The following is an 18,715-nucleotide window of genomic DNA, read 5'->3' as shown; positions in this document are numbered from 1 at the left end:
CCGTACTGCCTGAGGAGGCCGACGGGTTCAGACCGGCGCGGGTAGGGACGGCCCACCGGTCCGCTTAGGGTTCAGGTATGGACACCCCCACCCCCCGTCGGCCCCGGCTGCGCACGCGCTGGCTCGCGGCGCTCGCCGCGGCCGCCGTGCTCGTCGGCGCGGGCACCTGGACCGCCGTCGCCTCGGACGGCGCGCCCACCGTGCACCGCCAGGACCGGGTGATGCGGATGCCCGGGGCGCAGATCGGCACGTCGTACTTCACGGCGGGCGGCAGCGGGCGCAGGCCGGCCGTGCTGATCGGGCACGGCTTCGGCGGCAGCAAGGACGACGTACGCGGCCAGGCCGAGAAGCTGGCCCGCGACGGCTATGCCGTGCTGACCTGGTCGGCCCGCGGCTTCGGCAGGTCCACCGGGAAGATCGGGCTCAACGACCCCGCCTACGAGGTCAAGGACGTCTCCCGGCTGATCGACTGGCTGGCGAAGCGCCCCGAGGTACGGCTCGACAAGGCGGGCGACCCGCGCGTCGGGGTGACCGGCGGTTCGTACGGCGGGGCCGTCTCGCTGCTCGCCGCCGGCTACGACAAGCGGGTCGACGCCATCGCCCCCGAGATCACCTACTGGAATCTCGCCGACGCGCTGATGCCCGACGGGGTGTTCAAGAAGCTCTGGGCCGGGATCTTCTTCTCCACCGGCGGTGGCTGCGCCACCTTCGAGAAGCAGCTCTGCGCCATGTACAAGCGGGTCGCCGTCTCCGGTAAGCCGGACGCCGCGGCGCGCCAACTGCTCGCCGAGCGCAGCCCCTCCGCGATCGGCGACCGGATCGATGTGCCCGCGCTGATCGTCCAGGGCCAGACCGACTCGCTCTTCCCGCTCGGCCAGGCCGACACCATGGCGAAGGCGATCAGCGCCAACGGCGCCCCCGTCGACGTCGACTGGATCGCGGGCGGCCACGACGGCGGGGATCTGGAGGCGAACCGGATCGAGGGCCGGATCTCCTCCTGGTTCGACCGCTATCTCAAGGACGAAGCCGGCGCCGACACCGGACCCGCCTTCCGGGTCAGCCGCTCCGGCGGTGTCGACTCCACCGACGGCCGGACCCTGCTGCGCGGCGCGAGCGCCGACCACTACCCGGGGCTCGGCGGCGGAACGGTCTCCGTGCCGCTCAGCGGCGGCGCGCAGTCCTTCCAGAACCCGGCGGGCGGCAGCCCGCCCGCCATCTCCTCCGTGCCGGGCCTCGGCGGGCTCGGCGGTGGCCTGTCCCAACTGTCGAGCGCGGGACTCGGTCTGTCGCTGGACTTCCCCGGGCAGTTCGCCCACTTCGACTCATCTCCTTTCGCACACTCGTTGCGGATCACTGGCTCACCCACCGTCCGGGCCACGGTCACCGCGAACGGTGACGCGGTCCTCTTCGCCAAGGTCTACGACGTCGGCCCCGACGGCACCCAGCAGGTGCTCCCCTCCCAACTCGTCACCCCCCTGCGGATCGAGGACGCCCGGCAGGGCAGGACCGTCACGGTGACGATGCCCGCCATCGACCGCCAGGTGCAGGCAGGCCACCGGCTGCGGGTCGTCTTCGCCGCCACCGACCTCGCCTACGCCTCACCGACCGCCCCCGCCACCTACCGCGTCTCCGTGGACGGCCCGCTGGCCGTGCCGACCGTCCCCGCCCTGACCACCGCGGCGGCCACGGTGCCCTGGTGGGTCTGGGGACTCCCGGCGGCCGGGCTGCTGATCGGCGCCGCACTGCTGCTGACCGCCCGGCGCAGAGGCAGCACCCCGCCGCCCGATCCGGCGCTCGCCGGCGTACCGCTGCAGATCACCGATCTCGCCAAGCGGTACGCCAAGTCCGCCGACCGGTACGCCGTACGTGATCTCTCCTTCCGGGTGGAACAGGGGCAGGTGCTGGGACTGCTCGGGCCGAACGGCGCCGGCAAGACCACCACACTGCGCATGCTGATGGGACTGATCACCCCGGACGAGGGGGAGATCCGGGTCTTCGGCCACGCGATCCGGCCGGGTGCCCCCGTACTGTCGCGGGTCGGTTCGTTCGTCGAAGGCGCGGGCTTCCTGCCGCATCTGTCGGGGCGGGCCAATCTGGAGCTGTACTGGGCCGCCACCGGCCGCCCCGCCGAGGACTCCCAGCTCGACGAGGCGCTGGAGATCGCCGGTCTCGGCGACGCGCTGGCCCGCGCCGTCCGCACCTACTCGCAGGGCATGCGGCAGCGGCTCGCCATCGCCCAGGCCATGCTCGGTATGCCGGATCTGCTGATCCTCGACGAGCCGACCAACGGCCTCGACCCGCCGCAGATCCGCGAGATGCGGGACGTGATGATCCGCTACGCGGCCGCAGGACGCACCGTCATCGTCTCCAGCCACCTCCTCTCCGAGGTCGAACAGACCTGTACACATCTGGTGGTCATGCACCGGGGCCAACTCGTCCAGACAGGACCCGTCGCCGAGATCGTCGGCTCCGGCGACACCCTGCTCGTCACCACCGAAGGGCAGGTGCCCGAGCCGGTCGTGGAGAAGATCGGCGCGCTGCCCGGGATCGGCTCCGCCGTCCGCACGGACGACGGGGTGCTCGTACGGCTCGAAGGCGCCTCCACCAACACGCTCGTCACCGAGCTGGTCCGGCTGGATGTCGCCATCACCGGGGTCGGACCCCACCGCCGCCTGGAGGACGCTTTCCTCACCCTGATCTCCGGAGGCTCCGCATGAGCGTGCTGACCGAATCGGCCCCCGGCTACCGCGCCCGGCACACCCTGCCGCTCCGGGTGGAGCTGAAGCGGCAGTTGAAGCGCAGACGGACCCTGGCCATGGGGATCGTGCTCGCCGTCCTGCCCTTCGTGCTGATCGTCGCCTTCGCCGTCGGCGGCACCCCCGGCGGGGCGAACGGGCGTGTGACGCTGATGGACACGGCGACCGCTTCCGGTGCGAACTTCGCCGCCACCTCCCTCTTCGTATCGGCCGGTTTTCTGCTGGTGGTGCCGGTCGCGCTGTTCTGCGGGGACACCGTGGCCTCCGAGGCGAGCTGGTCCTCGCTGCGCTACCTCCTCGCCGCGCCCGTGCCGCGTGCCCGGCTGCTGTCGAGCAAGCTCGCGGTCGCGCTCCTGATGAGCGCGGCGGCGATGGTGCTGCTGCCGCTGGTCGCCCTGGCGGCCGGCACCGCCGCCTACGGCTGGGGTCCGCTGGAGCTGCCGACCGGTGGCTCCCTGGCCGCCGGCGACACCGTGCCACGGCTGGCCCTCGTCGTCGCCTTCATCTTCGTCTCCCAACTGGTCACCGCCGGACTGGCGTTCTGGCTGTCCACCAAGACCGACGCCCCCCTCGGCGCGGTCGGCGGCGCGGTCGGACTCACGATCATCGGCAATGTGCTGGATGCCGTGACCGCCCTCGGCTCCTGGCGCGACTTCCTGCCCGCGCACTGGCAGTTCGCCTGGGTGGACGCGCTCCAGCCGCAACTGGAATGGACCGGCATGGCGAAGGGCGCGGCTGTCTCCGTCGCCTATGCGCTGGTGCTGTTCGCACTGGCCTTCCGGGGCTTCGCCCGCAAGGACATCGTCTCGTAGCAGGCGCCCCTGCCAAGGCGCCGCCGGTCGGTCAGATCCAGCCCCGGCGGGCCGCTTCCGCCCCCGCCCGGAAGCGGCTCGCCGTACCGAGCGCGGCCAGCAACTCGCACACCCGGCGGCTGTAGGTGCGGCTCGACATACCGAGCCGCGACGCCGCCGCCTCGTCCGTGAGCCCGGCGAGCAGCGCCTCCAGCACCGGACGCAGCCCGCGCGGCACGGCCTGCACCGGTGTCCGCGCCGCTTCCCACCAGGTCTGGTGGATACGGACCAGGGCCCGCACGATCACCGGATCGCGGATCAACAGCAGCCCGTCCTGCGGATACCGCAGATCGAGCGGCACGGCGGCCACGGAGCGGTCCACCACCACCATCCGGAACGGCACGGCATCGGACTCCCGCGCCTCACCCGACCCGAGTCCATCGGACGCCGCTCCCAGCCCACCGGGCGCCCCGCCCTGCGCCGGAACCACCAGCCCGGCCGGGCCGGTGCGCGGCACGATCCTGCGTATCGCCACGGTGGCCGCCGGCTCCGCCCACCGGCCCGCCGCGTCCGCGAGCGAATCGCCTTCCGGATCGTCGAAACTCAGAAGCTCCTGCCGGGCGGACCGGACCAGCGCGGTCAACGCCGCCGCCACCTGACGGACCCCCACCACCGGTTCCCATATCGGTTCCAGCGTCATTCGCCCCACCGGCATCGACCTGTTGAGCACCGAGCCTGCAACATCCGCCACGGCTGACCACCCCCGTCGTCCCCTCGAAGCCGCGCCACTCCATGTACTCACACGATCGCGTTCCGTGACAAGCCCCAGGTCGGCGACTGGCGACTCCTTGCCAAACCCGTGCGAACCGGAGGCGCGATATTTCCCGGCGGTCCCGCCCGGCCATCGGCGATGATGTGCGCCATGGCCACCCTGCTGATCGCGCTCGCCGCGATATCCACCGGACTGTACGCGGGCATGATGCTGATCTTCCTGACCGGCGTCATGCCCGCGCTCGCCCGGCTGACCGACGAACAGTTCGTCGTGACCGCGCGCAGGATCAACGAGTACGTGCCGCGCCCGGTCTTCCTCGTCGTGTTCCTCGCCGAAGTGGCCTTCCCGGCCGCCGCCCTGTTCGTACCGGTCGACGGGCGCACGGACACCCAGCGGTGGCTGGTACTCGCCGGGCTGGTGTGCGCCGTCCTCAACCACCTGGTCACGGTCGCCGGCAACGTACCGCTCAACAACGCGCTGGCGGCGGGGTCACCTCCCGGCCGATCCGACGGCGAGACGCGCGCCGCGTTCGAGACGCGCTGGAACCGCTTCCATCTCGTCCGTACGCTGCTGGCCGTCGCGGCCTTCGCCCTGCTGGTCGCCGCCGCCGTCTGACCCGGCGTCAATGGCCTCAGGCCGACGCGCGGTTCGCCTGGCGCAGCCGGATCTCGGTCAGAGCCTGCTGCTCGGCCGCCATCGTCCGCAGCCCGACCGCCAGCCGCCTGGCGTCGACGCCCTCCGGGTCGAGCAGCGGATACGGCCTGCCCAGCGGGGTGTAACGGGTCCCGTACACCTGGGGCCTGCCCAGCGCGACCGCGCAGTGGTCGGCGGCATAGGCGCTGTGGATCGGTGAGCAGAGCCCCGCCTCCACGGCTTCGGCGATCAGATCGCGGCAGGTGAGCTGGAACGCGAGATCGTCGGAGTGCAGCAGGATCATCAGGGCCGCCGTCGAGGCGTCGACCCCCACCAGCGCCGCCGTCGGCCAGCCGTGCGCCGCGACGACCGAGCGCAGCGCCTCCGCGTTCTCTGCCCTGCACCGGGCGAGCGCGAGCCGGAGATGGGCCGCGGGCAGCCGCTGTGCCTCGGCCGTGGCGCTGTTGTCCTCGGCGACCCGCCGCAGCAACTCGTCGGCGAGCGCCTGTCTTTCGAGCTTTTCGCCCGAGCCGGATCCGGCGCCGCTCCCGGTCATCTCGCGCATCGCGGCTGCGTACCCCTGCTCCGGGGAGCCTGCGGCGTACGGGATTCGGCAGGCCGGAAAGTGAGAGTCGCCCATACCGCGCGCCCGCCGCCGTCCTTGGCCGGCGCCGGCCTGGTGCCGCACGCCTCCGCGATCCGGTCCACCAGGAGGAGCCCGTGCCCGCCCCCGGTGGAGAGCTGGCCCTCGTCACGCACTTCGAGATGGACGCAGCCGGCCAGTACCCGTGCCTCGCAGCTCACGGTGGCGCCGGTGGTGTGCAGAACGGCATGGGTCACCAGTTCGGAGATCACCAGCACCGCGTCGTCCCGTACGCCCTGCGGCAGGTCGTGGTGGCGCAGCTCGTCGCGCACCCAGCTCCTGGCCCTGGCCGCGGCGTCGGGCCTGCGCGGCAGCGTACGGGCTCCGCTCCGTAACTCCCCGGCGCCGAATGTGGGTTGCCTGTGTGCATGGTGTGCCGTGATGTGAGCCACCTGTTCACTATGCGCGTTGTCACTCTCAGCTCGCAACCGATCTATCTGATAATTTCAGAATGCCTGTCATCGCTCTGGATGGGGCAGTAACTACCTGACAGACTTCGGACGGTGAGATGCCGTCAGGAGGTGGTGTGAGCCGTGGCTGACGTCCGGCCGGGAAGTGCGGGGAGCGGAAGCGGGGGAAGCGCCGGAGGCGCGGCGAGTGCCCCGACGGTTCGCCGTATGGTGCTGGGCAAACGGCTCGGGGCGTTGCGCGAGCGGGCGCGGGTGTCGCGGGAAGCGGCGGCCGCGGTCCTCGACGTGACGCCGTTGACGATCCGGCGGATGGAGAATTCCGAGGTCGGTCTGAAGCCTCCTTATGTACGGGCCCTGTTGGAGAAGTACGGGGTGGCGCAGGCCGAGGCCGACGAATTCATGGAGCTGGTGCGGGACGCCAACCGCCCCGGCTGGTGGCATCGTTACCGCGACGCCGTGCCCGGCTGGTTCAGTGCCTACGTCAGCCTTGAGGACGAGGCGTGCCTGATCAGGTCGTACGAGCCGCACTATGTGCCGGGTCTGCTCCAGACGGAGGAGTACGCCCGCGGGGTGCTGGGGGCGGGAGCGCACAGCGGCGTCGATGAGTTGGAGCGCCGGGTCGCGCTGCGGGTCAAGCGGCAGCAGTTGCTGACCAAGCCCGAGGCGCCGGCGCTGTGGATCCTGATGGAAGAGGCCGTGCTGCGCAGGCCGGTCGGCGAGCCCGCGGTGATGCGGGCGCAGATCGGCCGGCTGATCGAAGCGACGGAACTGCCCAATGTGACGCTGCAGATCATGCCGTTCGCCGTCGGGCCGCATCTGGGTGCGTTCGGCCCGTTCCATCTCTTCCGCTTCGACATCACCGAACTCCCCGACATCGTCTACACCGAGAATCTCACCGGCGCCGTCTATCTCGACAGGCGCCCGGACAGCGCCGCCTATCTCCAGGTGCTGGACAACCTTTCGGCGCGGGCGGCCTCGGTCTCCGAATCGCGCGATTTTCTTCAGAACATACGCAAGGAGCTCTAATGCGGGACATCTACAACGGCATGCCGGCCGACGACTTGGGCACCGAGGGCTGGGAGAAGCCCTGGAGCGGTCCCAACGGCGGCAGTTGTGTCGAGGCCAAGAAGCTCGGCGGCGAACACGTGGCGGTCCGCCAGTCCACCGATCCGACGGGTCCCGCGCTGATTTGCTCGGCCGACGCCATGGCCAGTTTCGTCGAAGGCGCGAAGAATGGCCTCGCCGATTTCCTGCTGTAGTTTCGCGACCCGAGAAACGGACGGACCAGCATGACGGATCTCGATCACCCGTCGCTCGACGAGATCGACACGACAAAGCCGCACCCCGCGCGGATGTACGACTTCTACTTACAGGGCAAGGATTACTACGAGGTCGACGAAGCGGCGGCGGCCAGTGTCGAGTCGGTGTTCCCGACGATCAAGATCTGCGCGCGGGTGAACCGCCGGTTCATGCACCGGGCGACCCGCTGGCTCGCCGAGCAGGCGGGCATCCGCCAGTTCCTGGACATCGGTACGGGCATCCCGACCCGCCCCAACCTCCACCAGATAGCCCAGGAGACGGCCCCGGACGCCCGTGTCGTCTACGTCGACTACGACCCGGTGGTGCTGCGGCACGCCGAGGCGCTGATGCGCAGCACGCCCGAGGGGCGTACCGCCTACATCCAGGCGGACGTCCGGGAGCCGGAGAGCATCCTCACCGCCGGCCGGCTGCACGAGACGATCGACCTTAAGCGCCCGGTCGCGCTGTCGCTCAACGCGCTGCTGCATTTCGTACCGGACGAGGACAAGCCGTACGAGACGGTGGGGCTGCTGCTCGACGCGCTGCCTTCGGGCAGCTATCTCGTCCTGTCCCACTGCACGCCGGACTTCGCGCCCGAGATGTGGAAGCGGGTCATCGAGGTCTACCGCAGCGGCGGTATTCCCGCGCAGGTGCGGCCGCGCGCCGATGTGCTGCGCTTCTTCGAAGGGCTGGAGTTCGTGGAGCCCGGCCTCGTCGTCCCGCAGGACTGGCGGCCGGACGGCTCGTCGGTCGCGGGCGCGACCGAGGCGGCGGTCTCGATCTACGCGGGCGTGGCCCGCAAACCCTGAGCGGCCGACGTCGCCGACGCGCGCGCAGCTATCCGTGAAGCCCGTAAGGCCCGGAGTTTTCGACTCCGGGCCTTACGTACGTGCGCGTGGTGAACCGGTTCGGCCCGGTTCGGCGCACCCGGTCGGCAGCCCGGTTCGGCGCACCCGGTCGGCACGTCCTGTTGATCAGGTCAGCAGGCGGACCGGCGCACCGGCCAGCCAGGCGGCGATGTCCTCGGCGGCCTCGCGGTAGAACACCGCGTACGACTCCCGCGTGACGTAGCCGATGTGCGGCGTGATCACGGTGTTCGGCAACGTACGCAGGGGATGGTCGGCGGGCAGCGGCTCGATGTCGAACACATCGAGGGCGGCCCCGCCGATCCGGCCCGCACTCAACGCCTCGACCAGCGCCTTCTCCTCGACGATCGGCCCGCGCGAAGTATTGACCAGCAACCCGTCCGGGCCGAGCAGATCGAGTTCGGGTGCGCCCACCAGACGGCGGGTGCGCTCCGACAGTTGCAGATGGATCGAGACGACGTCCGCCTCGCGGAACAGCTCGTCCTTGGTCACCAGCCGGACCCCGGACTCCGCGGCCCGCTCGGCCGTCAGATTCTGGCTCCAGGCGATGCGTTCCATACCGAAGGCTTCGGCGTAGCCGGCGATCTGCCGGCCGATCCTGCCCAGACCGAGAATGCCGATCGTCGACCCCGCGAGCGTGCGGCCGACGGTCGACTGCCAGCCGCCCGCGCGTACGCCGGCGTCCTCGGCCGGGACGGCACGGGCGAGTGCGAGGAGCAGTCCCCAGGTCAGTTCGGGCGTGGGGGCGCCGGACCCGCCCGTGCCGCACACCGTCACCCCCTGGGCCGCTGCCGCCGCCAGGTCGATCGACGCGTTGCGCGCGCCGGTGGTGACGAGGAGCCGCAGCCGGGGCAGCTGGCGCAGCAACTCGGCGGGGAACGGCGTGCGTTCGCGCATCGCGACCACGACGTCGAAATTCACCAGCCGCTGTACGAGCGCGTCCTGGTCGGCGAGATGGTCGGCAAAGGCGGTGATCTCGGCGGCGCCGTCGAGCGCGGACCAGTCGGCGCTGGTGAGGGCGACGCTCTGGTAGTCGTCGAGGATCGCGACGGTGATCACGGTGGCACTCTCCCGGGGCAGAGATCGGACAACGGACACTGGACGTGCGCAGCATGGCGCGCATGTGTGTACAAGTCATATGCAATCGCAGCCACATGCAATCACGGACGGCCCGATCGGTGGGCGCGGGCCGCGGCGAGGCACCGCACTTTCGGATCCGGTCCCCGCGATCAGTTGTGCAGCAGCATCCGGATGCGCAGTTCGGACAGGTGGTGCATGTGCTCGCCGGCCAGCTTCTCGGCCTTGGCCGCGTCGCCCTGGCTGATCGCGTCGGCGAGCGCGACATGCTCGCCGATCGACTCGGCCACCCGGCCCGGCAGTCCGAGGGTCGGGTCGGGGAAGCGGCGGGCCGCGTTCTGCACCTGGGTCAGGGCGCGCTCCAGATACCGGTTGCCTGCCGCGTCCCTGATGATCGCGTGGAACTGGAAGTTCAGCTTGGACAGTTCGCGGAACTCGCCGCTCTCGCCGACCTCCTTCATCTTGGGGATCAGCGTGGAGAACTCGTCGAAGCAGCGCTGCGGGGCCCGCCGCGCGGCGAGCCGGGCGGCGAGGGCTTCGAGCGCCTCGCGCATCACATACAACTCCAGAACGTCGTCGCTGGTCATCGGTGTGACGAGGGCGCCCTGGTTGGCGTTGATGCTGACCAGGCCCTCCGAGGCGAGGATCCGGAACGCGTCGCGCACCGGCGTCCTGCTCACCTTCAGTTCACGCGCCACCTCGGCCTCGCGCAGCCAGGACCCGGGCGCGAGACCGCCCTCCAAAATGGCCTCCCGCAAGGCGGCGGCGACCGTTTCGGGCATGCTGCCCCGGGCCGGCGCCTGGCCGTCGCCGGCGAGAGCCAGACGCGCGAGCACGGGGTTGTGCCCACCGTCGGGTCCGGTCGAGCGAACAGTCACGGTGGTGGTCCTTAGCTAGAGGGGGGAACGGCCGGTCGAGCCGGTCCGGCGATTTTTATCGTATACACGCATCGTTGCACAGCTCGTGGTGGCGGTGTGCGAGAGGTGCGTTCCCCTTTCGGACCTGCCGCTCTTCGCAGTCAGCTTCTACTGCGGAGGCTGCCCCAGGTTGAAACATGTATTGCATGCTATCGGCATGCGGTCTTGGGGGTGCGCCGCCGAGAAAGGATCGTTCGCTATCCCGTGCGGTCCCTCGCCCCGAGCTGCGGCGACGGAGATCACAGCTCGGGCGAGGGGTGGCGCCGCTCCGGTCCTATATAGTTGCATGATGCATCTATCGTCGGTTCGGGACGAACCGGCTGCCCCCTGCGACCCGGAGACCAGTTGACCGCCGCCTCGTCGACCCTGCCCGCAACCGCCCGCGAAGACGCCCTGGCGCCGCGCCGCGTCGAGGGGCCGAGACGCTGGTGGGACTGGGTGCTCGCCGCCGATCCCGGCCTCGGCCAGCTCCAGGCCGGATGGCGTTCGCTGGTCTCGATGGTCACCGCGCTCGCTGTCGGTTACGGGCTGGCGGCGGTCCTCGGCGTACCGGCCATGCTCGGCATGATGGTCGGCGGGATGATGGGCCTGATGAGCGCCTTCGCCGTCGCGGAGAACACGGTGCCCCGACTGGCGCGCTCCATCATGTGGATGCCTTTCCCGTTCTCCGCCGTCCTGCCGCTCACGGCGTGGCTGAGCCAGGACAGGGGCCTGGAACTCTCCCTGATGGTGGTGGGGCTCGGCGTCACGTTCTTCCTCGCCAGGTTCGGGGCGCTGGCGCTGCTCACCGGCATGATGCTGTTCAACTCCCTGATGGTCGGCATGATGGCGGCCGTCCCGCTGAATCTCTGCGGCGAGCTGTTCGTCGTCGCCGTGGTGTCGGCGGCTGCGGTCCTCGCCGCCCGGCTGCTGCTGTGCTACCCGATGCCGCGCGAGGATCTGCTCCGTACCCAGCGGGCGTTCGTCATCGAGGCGCGCCGGGTGGCGGAGGCCGCCGCCGATGCGCTGGCCCCGGTCGGTGGCCGGGCCGGTGGCAGGACCGAGGACCGGGCCGCCGCCGTGCGGACGATGCGGCGCGGCCTGCGGCGGCTGAACGCGACGACGCTCACCATCGACGGCCGGCTCGCCCAGCCCGAGGTCGCGGCCAACCCGGACTCCGCCGAGCTGCTGCACCGCTACCTCTTCGACGCCGAACTCGCCCTCCAGGGCATCGGCCGGGCGACGGCGCGGCTCACCCAGCTCCCGATGCCGCCGTCACTGCGGCAGACGGTTGTGGCCGGGCTCTGCGTCGCCAGGGACACCCCGCTCGGCGGCGCCGACACACTCAGGACGGCGGCGCGGCGGATCAGGGACGAGGCGGCGGCTGCCCGGAGCGGGTCGGCGGCTGTCCGGTACGGGTCGGCGGCTGACCGGTACGGGTCGGCGGCTGTCCCGTACGGGGCGGCGGTCATGACGTACGAGACCGAGGGTGCCGCCGCTACCGAGGGTGCCGCCGAGACCGAGGGTGCCGACGCGGCTGTCGGCGCCGACCAGGCCGAGGCAGTCGCGCTCGCCGACCGGATCGGCCGCCTGCTGGACTCGCTCGCCGACTCGCTCGGCCGCTGGCTCAGCCTCGGCTGGAACTCACCCACCGCCCCCGCGAAGGTGCCGTTCCAGCCCAGCGTCCTGCTGGAGCAGAACCGGCCGGCCGGCACGGGCGCCGTCGCCCGGCGGGTGTCGGCGGCGCAGAACGTCCACGGCTGGCGGCGCGCCGTCCCCTATCTGCGCCTCCCGCTGCACGCGGTGGTCGCCGCAGCGATCGTCTGCCCGATCACCGACGCCATCGACCCGCGCCGCTTCTACTGGGGCCTGGTCGGCGTGATGATCACACTGTTCGGTACGAGCACCACGCACGAGCGGCTGCGCAAGTTCGCCCACCGGATGGCGGGCACCGCCGTCGGCGCGGTGATCGGTATCGCCCTGCTGCGGCTGATCGGCCCCGGTCATGCCTATCTGACGCTGCTGGTCATCGTGGCCGGGCTCGCGATCGGCGCGTGGGGCATCGGGCGCCAGTACGCGTACTGGGTCGTCGGACTCGTCGTCGCCCTGATCCAGCTCTACGGGATGACCACGCCGTACAGCGGCATGGACCACCTGCTGGCCGAGCGGCTGCTCGACAACGGCCTCGGCATCCTCGTCGCCACCGGCTGCGCGGCGCTGATCTTCCCCGTGTCCAGCAGGAAGATCAGGCGCGAGGCCGAACGCGGCTACACCGCGGCGATCGAGCATCTGCTGTCCCAGCTCGTGCTGCGCTGGACGGAGCCGGAGGCTCCGGTACGGCTGCGGGGCGCGGCCCGCGCGGTGGACGCGGCCCTGTTCCAGGTGACCGGCGCGGCCAGGCCGCTGATCCGGATGCCGCTCAGCACCGGCGCCCACGCACGCCGCCCCGAGAACCGCCTCGCGCTCCTCACCACCGCCACCGGCCACGCCCGCTCGCTCGCTGCCGCCGCGGACATCGACATCGACCTGCCGCCGCAGGTCGCGGCGGCCGTGGAGCGGATCACCGGGACGTTCGCGACCTCCCTCCAGGCCCTGGACCGCCGCTTCGCGACGGGGGGAGCCCGCAGGCACCTGGACCCGGGTGAGCCCGCTCGTACAGCACCTGCGGTGCACACTCCACGCCCCCGCCGGCCCGCGCGCCGACCGCCTGCACACGGCGCTGCGCGAACTGGCCGCACTGGACGAGACGTTGGCCAGGTACGCGGAGGAGAACGGCCTGCGGACGGCGGACGCCCGGATCGCGATCTGACGGACGAAGACCTGACGGACGAAGACCTGACGGATGGAGATCCGCCCGGACGGCCGCCGCCCGGCCGCCGCCCGGCCGGGGGCGGGGGCCGAACCGCTGTGCTCTGCCATGACTGAACTCCCCGAGCTGAGCCCCACCCCGGGGTGTCGCCGGCACCCCTTTTCGCACCAGGGGCGGCACCTGGGTGCGGGGCGCGCCCTCGTACGGGTGTGTTGCGTCGTGCTGGGGGCCGGACGGGTTATGTCTTGGGTTTCGTGCCAGGTGACGCGGCGGTGTCGCGTGTTCTGTGGAGAGGAGTGAGCGGCCTTGACCCCGGGGAAGGTTGGGCGGGATCCGTTCGATACAGGGGTGGCTCACTCGGCCCGTGTGTACGACTACATCCTGGGCGGCCGGACGAACTATCCGGCGGACCGGGAGGCCGGGGACGTGATGTGCCGGGAGTGGGCGGCGCTGCCGGTCCACATGCGGGCCAACCGCCGTTTCATGGAGCGCGCTTCGCGCTATCTGGCGGCGGAGGCGGGGATCCGGCAGTTCCTCGACATCGGCAGCGGGCTGCCCACCGCGCCCAACGTCCACCAGGTGGTGCAGGAGGTGGCGCCGACTTCGCGGATCGTCTACGTCGACAACGACCCGATCGTCCTGGCGCACGCCCGCAACCTGCTGACCAGCACCTCGCAGGGCCGTACCGCGTACGTCGACGCCGACATGCGCGATCCGGCGAGGATCCTCACCAACGCCCAGTTCCAGGGGCTGCTCGATCTGCAGGAGCCCATCGGGCTGCTGGTCATCGGCATGCTGCACTTCATCCTCGACACCGACGACGCGCACGGCCTGGTCCGGCGCCTCCTGGACCCGCTGCCCACCGGAAGCTATCTCGCGATGACGATCGGCACCGCCGACTTCGCGCCCGAGGAAGTGAGCCGCGTCGCGGCCGAGTACAAGCGCCAGGGCATGCCCATGCAACTGCGCACCTACGAGGAGGCCCTGGCCTTCTTCGACGGCCTGGCCCTGGTCGAACCCGGGCTCACCCAGGTCCACCACTGGCGGCCGATCCCCGGCCAGGAGGTCGTGGACGACCGCGACATCGCGATGTACGGAGCGGTCGCCCGCAAGACGAGCTGACCCGCGGTCGGTCACCTGCCGTGCCGCGGCTCACTCTCCCGCGGCGCCCTGCGCTGTCCTGGTCCTGTTCGGGTTCCGGCAGGAGCGGCCCGTACGCAGATGGGTTCCGGCGCCCTCGATGACGGAGTCGAGCCGGTTCCGGGCGCCGACCAGTTCGGCGATATGGCCGTCGATACGGTCCCGTTCCGCCGACAGCCGGGCCAGCAGTTCCGGGGTGGCGTTGCCGTCCACGACGCACGGCATCAGCTCCACGATCCCCTTGCTCGTCAGACCGGCCGCGTAGAGCTGCTGGATCAGCTCGATCCGGTCGACGGCGCTCTCCGGGTAGTGCCGCTGGCCGGAGGGGCTGCGCTCCGAGGTGAGCAGGGCCTGTTCCTCGTAGTAGCGCAGGGCCCGGACGCTGACCCCGGTCCTGCCGGCGAGTTCACCGATACGCATCGTGCACCCCCTTGGTGATCCAGGTCACAGCGGCTTGCCTCTGACGTCAGCGGCAGGTTTTAGCGTAACGCCTGAAAGCTCGCCGAAGGAAAGTAGTGCTCTGCCATGGCCACCACCCCCACTGCCACTCCCATTGCCACCCCCGACGTCACTGCCTCCGAGGTCATCGTCACCGTCAAGCCGATCGTGCTCCCCGCGTCGCCCGCGCGCGGCGCTGACTTGCGCGTCCGGGTGTCCGCCCCGGTGACCGGACATGACCTGCCGATCATCCTGTTCGCCCACGGTTTCGGCTCGTCGCTGGACGGCTACAGCCCGCTGGCCGACCACTGGGCCGCCCACGGCTTCGTGGTGATCCAGCCCACCCATCTCGACTCGAAGACACTGGCCGTGCCCGAGGGCGATCCGCGCCGGCCGCAGTTCTGGCGGTTCCGCGTCGAGGACATGACGAACGTCCTCGACAACCTCGACGTGCTGGAGGCAGCCGTCCCCGGCCTGGCGGGCCGCCCGGACCGGACCCGTATCGCCGCTGCCGGACACTCCTTCGGCGGCCAGACGGCGGGCATCCTGCTGGGGCTGCGGGTCCGCGACCCGCAGACCGGGCAGGCGGACGACCTGTCCGACCCGCGCGTCACGGCGGGCGTGCTCCTGGCCACGGCGGGCAAGGGCGGCGACGACCTGACGCCCTTCGCCGCCGAGAACCTCCCCTGGCTGCGGCACCCGGACTTCGGGCACATGACCGCCCCGGCGCTCGTGGTCTGGGGGGACAAGGACGTCCTGCCGCTGACCGTCAGGGGAGCGGACTGGACAACCGATCCGTACGCCCTGGCCCCCGGCGACAAGAGCCTGCTCACCCTGTTCGGTGCCGAGCACTTCCTCGGCGGCATCTCCGGTTACCGGTCCGCAGAGACCACCGACGAGAGCCCCGAGCGCGTCGCCCTGCTCCAGCAGGTCACCGTGGCCTATCTGCGCCACGCGCTCGGCGTCGACAGCGGCGACTGGGCGGCGGCGCGGCAGACCCTGGCCGCCGGTCCGCACCCGCTGGGACGGCTGGAGTCCAAGTGAGTTCGTAAACTGACATCGGCCCGCCACAACCATCGGTTGGGCCCGCATACGATCGAGCCATGGATACCGAGGCGGTGCGCTCGTTCGTCCGCGCGGCCGAGCTGGGGCAGTTGCAGCAGGCGGCCGACGAGCTGGGGGTGACCCAGCAGGCCGTGTCGAAGCGGATCGCGACCCTGGAGCGCGGGCTCGGCGTCAGCCTGTTCACCCGTACGGCCCGGGGCGTGGAGCTGACACTCGACGGCCAGGCATTCCTGCCGCACGCCCGGAACATCGTCACGGGTGTCGATCGCGCCGTCTCCGCGATCAGACCGGGCTCGCGCGCCCTTCGCATCGACGTACTCGGCCTGCGGTCCGCTCAGGCCGTCATCCTGCACGACTACTGGCGGGCGAACCCCGGGACCGACCTCGACGTGGTGACGCTCCGGATCAACGACCCGCGCGTGGCCGTCGCGGCCGTCCAGGCGGGCGATGTCGACGCCTCGTTCCGCTCGGTCACCGACCCGGCCGCGCTGCCGGACGACGTACGGATGATCCACGCGTTCGACTCCCCGATGGAACTCCTCGTCGGCCCCCGGCACCCGCTGGCCGCCGCGCGTACCCTCACACCGGACCGGCTCCGCGGCCACCGGATCTGGGTGCCCGGCATCGCGCCGCACACCGAATGGGGGGAGTTCTACGACGAGTTGACCAACCACTTCGATCTGCGCGTCGACGCGACCGGTCCCAACTTCGGCAACGAGGTACTGCTGGACCTCCTCGCGGACTCCGCCGACGTGGCCACGCTCGTGGGCTCGCGCGACCGGTACATCTGGCCGGCCAACTACGACCTGCGGCGCATCCCGGTGGTGAATCCGACGATCGCCTACCCGCTCTCGCTGATGGTCCCGCGCCTGCGCCCCCACCCCGGACTCCGGCCCGTCATCAAGCACTTCGCGAGCCTGGCGCCGCTCGCCGGGCCGGTCTGGCTCCCGTCCTGGAAGACCCTCGAAGACATCGAACGCTGACGCCGGACGCCGGACGCCGGACCCCGGACGCCGGGCGCCTGACGCCGGACGCCGCCGGGCCGTCCTGAGACCAACTCCGTCAGAGGGCCCTGACGCCAACTCCGCCGCCTACCAGGGAACTTCCCCGTTCTCGTCCTGGAACGTCCCGCTCGGACCGTCCGCGCCGAGCGTGGCCAGCCGTACGACGACCCTGGCGCTCTCCTCGGGCGCCCTGCCGACGCCGAACGCCGCGGTCAGGTCGGTCGCCGTGGTGCCGGGCTCGACCGCGTTGAACTTGATGCCCGGCTGCGACTTGGCGTACTGGACCGTGAGCATGGTGGCCGCCGACTTGGAGGCGGAGTACAGCACCAACGGCAGGTTGAACTCCGGCCGTTCCGGATTGGTCACTGCCCAGAACGACCCGGCGCTGCTCGAAACGGTCACCACGGTCGGGTTGGCGGACTCGCGCAGCAGGGGGAGCGCCGCTTCCGTGACGCGCACGATGCCCACCGCGTTGGTGTCGAAGGCCCGCAGCGCCGTGGGGCCGTCGGTGACCCCGGCCCCCAGGATGCCCGCGTTGTGCACCAGCACGTCGAGCCGGCCCTCGGCCGAACCGATCGTCGCCAGTGCGCTGTTCACCGACGCGTCGTCGGTCACGTCCAGTTGGACGAAGCGCGCGCCGAGCGTCGCCGCTGCCTTCTCGCCGCGCTCGGGGTCACGCGCGCCTATGTAGACGTCGTGGCCCAGCTCCAGGAGCTGTCGTGCTGTCTCGAAGCCGATGCCCTTGTTGGCCCCGGTGATCAGTGTGACGGTCATGGGTGTCCCTCTCGAATCCGAACGCGAACGCGAATGCGAACGCGAAACAGGCGGATCAGCTCGTGAGTTGCCGGCGCATCTCGCCGGCGTCGTGCAGGGCCGTCATATGGACGAACCGCCCGTCACGTACCTGGTAAATGGCGTACTCGACGATCTCGAACGAGGCTCCGGTGGGTGCCACGCCGAGCCACTCCCGCACCGGAGTACCGGTGTTGACCAGCCGGGCCGCCAACCGGTCGCCGTCGAAGAGCAGTTCTCTCAGCTCCCAGTGCAGATCCGGCACCGCGGCCACGTCCTGCCGCTGGACAGCGAGGAGGTCGCCCCGGGTGGCCGGCTCACCGTTGAGCGTGGTCCGGTCGTTGATCAACTCGTCCATGTGGTCGAACTCATGGGCGTTGAGGGCCTTGATGTAGCGCAGATAGAACGCGCGCAGGTCGTCCTCTGACATCGGTCGGTTGTCGGACATCGGATGGCCGTCCTCTCAGATCTGGTTCAGGCCGCCGTCGACGTACAGGCTGGAGCCGGTGATGAAGCTGCTCTGCCCGGAGGCGAGGAACGCCACGGCCGCGGCGGTCTCCTCCGGGCGGCCGAGCCGGCCCAGCGGTACGCGCGCGGTCAGTTCGCGCTTGAACTGTTCGGCGTCGGGGGTGAGCGCCGCCAGGGCGGGGGTGTCGGTGGGGCCCGGTGTGACGGTGTTGATCCGGATGCCGCGTCCCTTGAGCTCGTTGGCCCAGGTCCGGGAGAACGACCGGACGGCGGCCTTGGTCGCCGCGTACACGCCGAGCCCCGCGTCCCCGACGTCCCCGTTGGTTGAGCCGTTCAGGATCACCGAGGCGCCGTCGTTGAGCAGGGGCAGCGCCTTCTGGACGGTGAACAGCGTGCCCCGGACGTTGACGGCGAAGAGGGCGTCGAAGTGCTCCTCGGTGATCTGGTCGAGCGTCGCGAGCGAGGCGACGGCGGCGTTCGCGAACAGCACGTCCAGGCCCTGTCCCCGGCTGCGGATCGTCTCGTAGAGCCGGTCCAGATCGGCCAGGTCCGCGATGTCGCCGGTCACACCCGTGGCCGCAGGACCGATCAGTTCGACGGCCGCGTCGAGTTCCGCCTTGCGCCGGCCGGTGATGAACACGTGTGCGCCCTCGGCCGCCAGCCGTACGGCGCTGGCCAGGCCGATGCCGGCGCTGCCGCCGGTGACGAGCGCGGTCCTGCCCGCGAGTAGTCCCACGTGAACTGCCTCCTTCGATCCCCTTCGAGTTCCGCATCGCTCGATGCAGAACTCGAACGTAGCACTTCCGCAGCGATCGATGCGGAAGAGGTAGCCTGGGGGCGTGGAGACGAAAGGCGT

At 71.0% G+C, this 18,715-nt stretch carries 19 protein-coding genes; 10 read left to right on the top strand and 9 right to left on the bottom strand.

Annotated features, from left to right (window positions below):
* The first annotated feature begins 77 nt into the window (after positions 1-77).
* Together ACZ63I_RS15280 and ACZ63I_RS15275 are read left to right on the top strand one after the other, a co-directional pair.
* Positions 78-2,717, top strand: coding sequence for an alpha/beta fold hydrolase (locus ACZ63I_RS15280; RefSeq protein WP_469338863.1), 2,640 nt, complete (start codon positions 78-80; stop codon positions 2,715-2,717).
* A complete protein-coding gene (locus ACZ63I_RS15275) occupies positions 2,714-3,568 on the top strand; it encodes an ABC transporter permease (protein WP_469338862.1) in 855 nt (284 codons plus the stop codon). The genes ACZ63I_RS15280 and ACZ63I_RS15275 overlap by 4 nt, the downstream gene beginning before the upstream one ends.
* Positions 3,569-3,599: 31 nt before the next feature.
* Here ACZ63I_RS15275 and ACZ63I_RS15270 read toward each other — a convergent pair whose 3' ends face one another.
* Positions 3,600-4,298 carry a DNA-binding response regulator gene (locus ACZ63I_RS15270; protein ID WP_469338860.1) on the bottom strand — a complete coding sequence of 233 codons (699 nt, stop codon included), beginning with the start codon at positions 4,296-4,298 and terminating at the stop codon, positions 3,600-3,602.
* A gap of 171 nt (positions 4,299-4,469) precedes the next feature.
* On the opposite strand from ACZ63I_RS15270, the gene ACZ63I_RS15265 reads away from it, so the two are divergent.
* Positions 4,470-4,934: an anthrone oxygenase family protein gene (locus ACZ63I_RS15265; RefSeq protein ID WP_469338859.1), complete on the top strand. Its 465-nt coding sequence runs from the start codon at positions 4,470-4,472 to the stop codon at positions 4,932-4,934.
* 16 nt (positions 4,935-4,950) lie between these two features.
* Here the strand turns inward: ACZ63I_RS15265 and ACZ63I_RS15260 are convergent, their stop codons facing one another.
* Together ACZ63I_RS15260 and ACZ63I_RS15255 are read right to left on the bottom strand one after the other, a co-directional pair.
* Positions 4,951-5,517: a DUF6624 domain-containing protein gene (locus ACZ63I_RS15260; RefSeq protein WP_469338858.1), complete on the bottom strand. Its 567-nt coding sequence runs from the start codon at positions 5,515-5,517 to the stop codon at positions 4,951-4,953.
* Entirely contained in the window at positions 5,505-5,987 is a 483-nt protein-coding gene (locus ACZ63I_RS15255; RefSeq protein WP_469338856.1) for an ATP-binding protein, read from the bottom strand. Before ACZ63I_RS15255 ends, ACZ63I_RS15260 begins: the two co-directional genes overlap by 13 nt.
* Before the next feature lie 225 nt (positions 5,988-6,212).
* On the opposite strand from ACZ63I_RS15255, the gene ACZ63I_RS15250 reads away from it, so the two are divergent.
* From ACZ63I_RS15250 to ACZ63I_RS15240, 3 genes are read left to right on the top strand one after another with little or no spacing between them, the layout of a single operon-like run.
* Positions 6,213-7,031, top strand: a complete 819-nt coding sequence (locus ACZ63I_RS15250; RefSeq protein ID WP_469338855.1) for a helix-turn-helix domain-containing protein — start codon at positions 6,213-6,215, stop codon at positions 7,029-7,031.
* Positions 7,031-7,264 (top strand): DUF397 domain-containing protein, encoded by a 234-nt coding sequence (locus ACZ63I_RS15245; RefSeq protein WP_041989542.1) that lies wholly within the window; start codon positions 7,031-7,033, stop codon positions 7,262-7,264. Before ACZ63I_RS15250 ends, ACZ63I_RS15245 begins: the two co-directional genes overlap by 1 nt.
* A 30-nt stretch (positions 7,265-7,294) precedes the next feature.
* Complete coding sequence (locus ACZ63I_RS15240) at positions 7,295-8,113, top strand: SAM-dependent methyltransferase (protein ID WP_469338854.1); 819 nt, start codon at positions 7,295-7,297, stop codon at positions 8,111-8,113.
* A gap of 165 nt (positions 8,114-8,278) precedes the next feature.
* Here ACZ63I_RS15240 and ACZ63I_RS15235 read toward each other — a convergent pair whose 3' ends face one another.
* Positions 8,279-9,226, bottom strand: a complete 948-nt coding sequence (locus ACZ63I_RS15235; RefSeq protein ID WP_469339242.1) for a D-2-hydroxyacid dehydrogenase family protein — start codon at positions 9,224-9,226, stop codon at positions 8,279-8,281.
* Between the two features lie 173 nt (positions 9,227-9,399).
* The gene (locus ACZ63I_RS15230) at positions 9,400-10,125 is read right to left on the bottom strand and encodes a GntR family transcriptional regulator (protein ID WP_469338853.1); all 726 of its coding nucleotides are present in this window, start codon (positions 10,123-10,125) and stop codon (positions 9,400-9,402) included.
* A gap of 384 nt (positions 10,126-10,509) precedes the next feature.
* Here ACZ63I_RS15230 and ACZ63I_RS15225 point away from each other — a divergent pair, with 384 nt between their 5' ends.
* Positions 10,510-13,068 carry an FUSC family protein gene (locus tag ACZ63I_RS15225; protein ID WP_469338851.1) on the top strand — a complete coding sequence of 853 codons (2,559 nt, stop codon included), beginning with the start codon at positions 10,510-10,512 and terminating at the stop codon, positions 13,066-13,068.
* Between the two features lie 190 nt (positions 13,069-13,258).
* On the top strand, positions 13,259-14,074 hold the full coding sequence (locus ACZ63I_RS15220; RefSeq protein ID WP_469338849.1) for an SAM-dependent methyltransferase: 816 nt from the start codon (positions 13,259-13,261) through the stop codon (positions 14,072-14,074).
* A gap of 30 nt (positions 14,075-14,104) precedes the next feature.
* On the opposite strand, the gene ACZ63I_RS15215 is transcribed toward ACZ63I_RS15220, so the two are convergent.
* On the bottom strand, positions 14,105-14,512 hold the full coding sequence (locus ACZ63I_RS15215; RefSeq protein WP_469338847.1) for a MerR family transcriptional regulator: 408 nt from the start codon (positions 14,510-14,512) through the stop codon (positions 14,105-14,107).
* Positions 14,513-14,617: 105 nt separating this feature from the next.
* Here ACZ63I_RS15215 and ACZ63I_RS15210 point away from each other — a divergent pair, with 105 nt between their 5' ends.
* Both ACZ63I_RS15210 and ACZ63I_RS15205 read left to right on the top strand, forming a co-directional pair.
* On the top strand, positions 14,618-15,574 hold the full coding sequence (locus tag ACZ63I_RS15210) for an alpha/beta hydrolase family protein (RefSeq protein WP_469338846.1): 957 nt from the start codon (positions 14,618-14,620) through the stop codon (positions 15,572-15,574).
* A gap of 59 nt (positions 15,575-15,633) precedes the next feature.
* On the top strand, positions 15,634-16,578 hold the full coding sequence (locus tag ACZ63I_RS15205) for a LysR family transcriptional regulator (RefSeq protein ID WP_469338844.1): 945 nt from the start codon (positions 15,634-15,636) through the stop codon (positions 16,576-16,578).
* Between the two features lie 108 nt (positions 16,579-16,686).
* Here the strand turns inward: ACZ63I_RS15205 and ACZ63I_RS15200 are convergent, their stop codons facing one another.
* Genes ACZ63I_RS15200 through ACZ63I_RS15190 form a run of 3 tightly spaced genes read right to left on the bottom strand, consistent with a single transcriptional unit; the run spans position 16,687 to position 18,595 of the window.
* On the bottom strand, positions 16,687-17,373 hold the full coding sequence (locus tag ACZ63I_RS15200; RefSeq protein WP_469338843.1) for an SDR family NAD(P)-dependent oxidoreductase: 687 nt from the start codon (positions 17,371-17,373) through the stop codon (positions 16,687-16,689).
* A 55-nt stretch (positions 17,374-17,428) separates the two neighbouring features.
* Positions 17,429-17,821, bottom strand: a complete 393-nt coding sequence (locus ACZ63I_RS15195; protein ID WP_469338841.1) for an ester cyclase — start codon at positions 17,819-17,821, stop codon at positions 17,429-17,431.
* A 33-nt stretch (positions 17,822-17,854) separates the two neighbouring features.
* Positions 17,855-18,595: an SDR family NAD(P)-dependent oxidoreductase gene (locus ACZ63I_RS15190; RefSeq protein WP_469338839.1), complete on the bottom strand. Its 741-nt coding sequence runs from the start codon at positions 18,593-18,595 to the stop codon at positions 17,855-17,857.
* Positions 18,596-18,715 lie beyond the last annotated feature (120 nt).

This window comes from Streptomyces sp. NPDC087906, assembly GCF_055584925.1.
The sequence above is the reverse complement of the archived record's forward strand: the minus strand, read 5'-3'. Positions and strand labels throughout refer to the sequence as shown.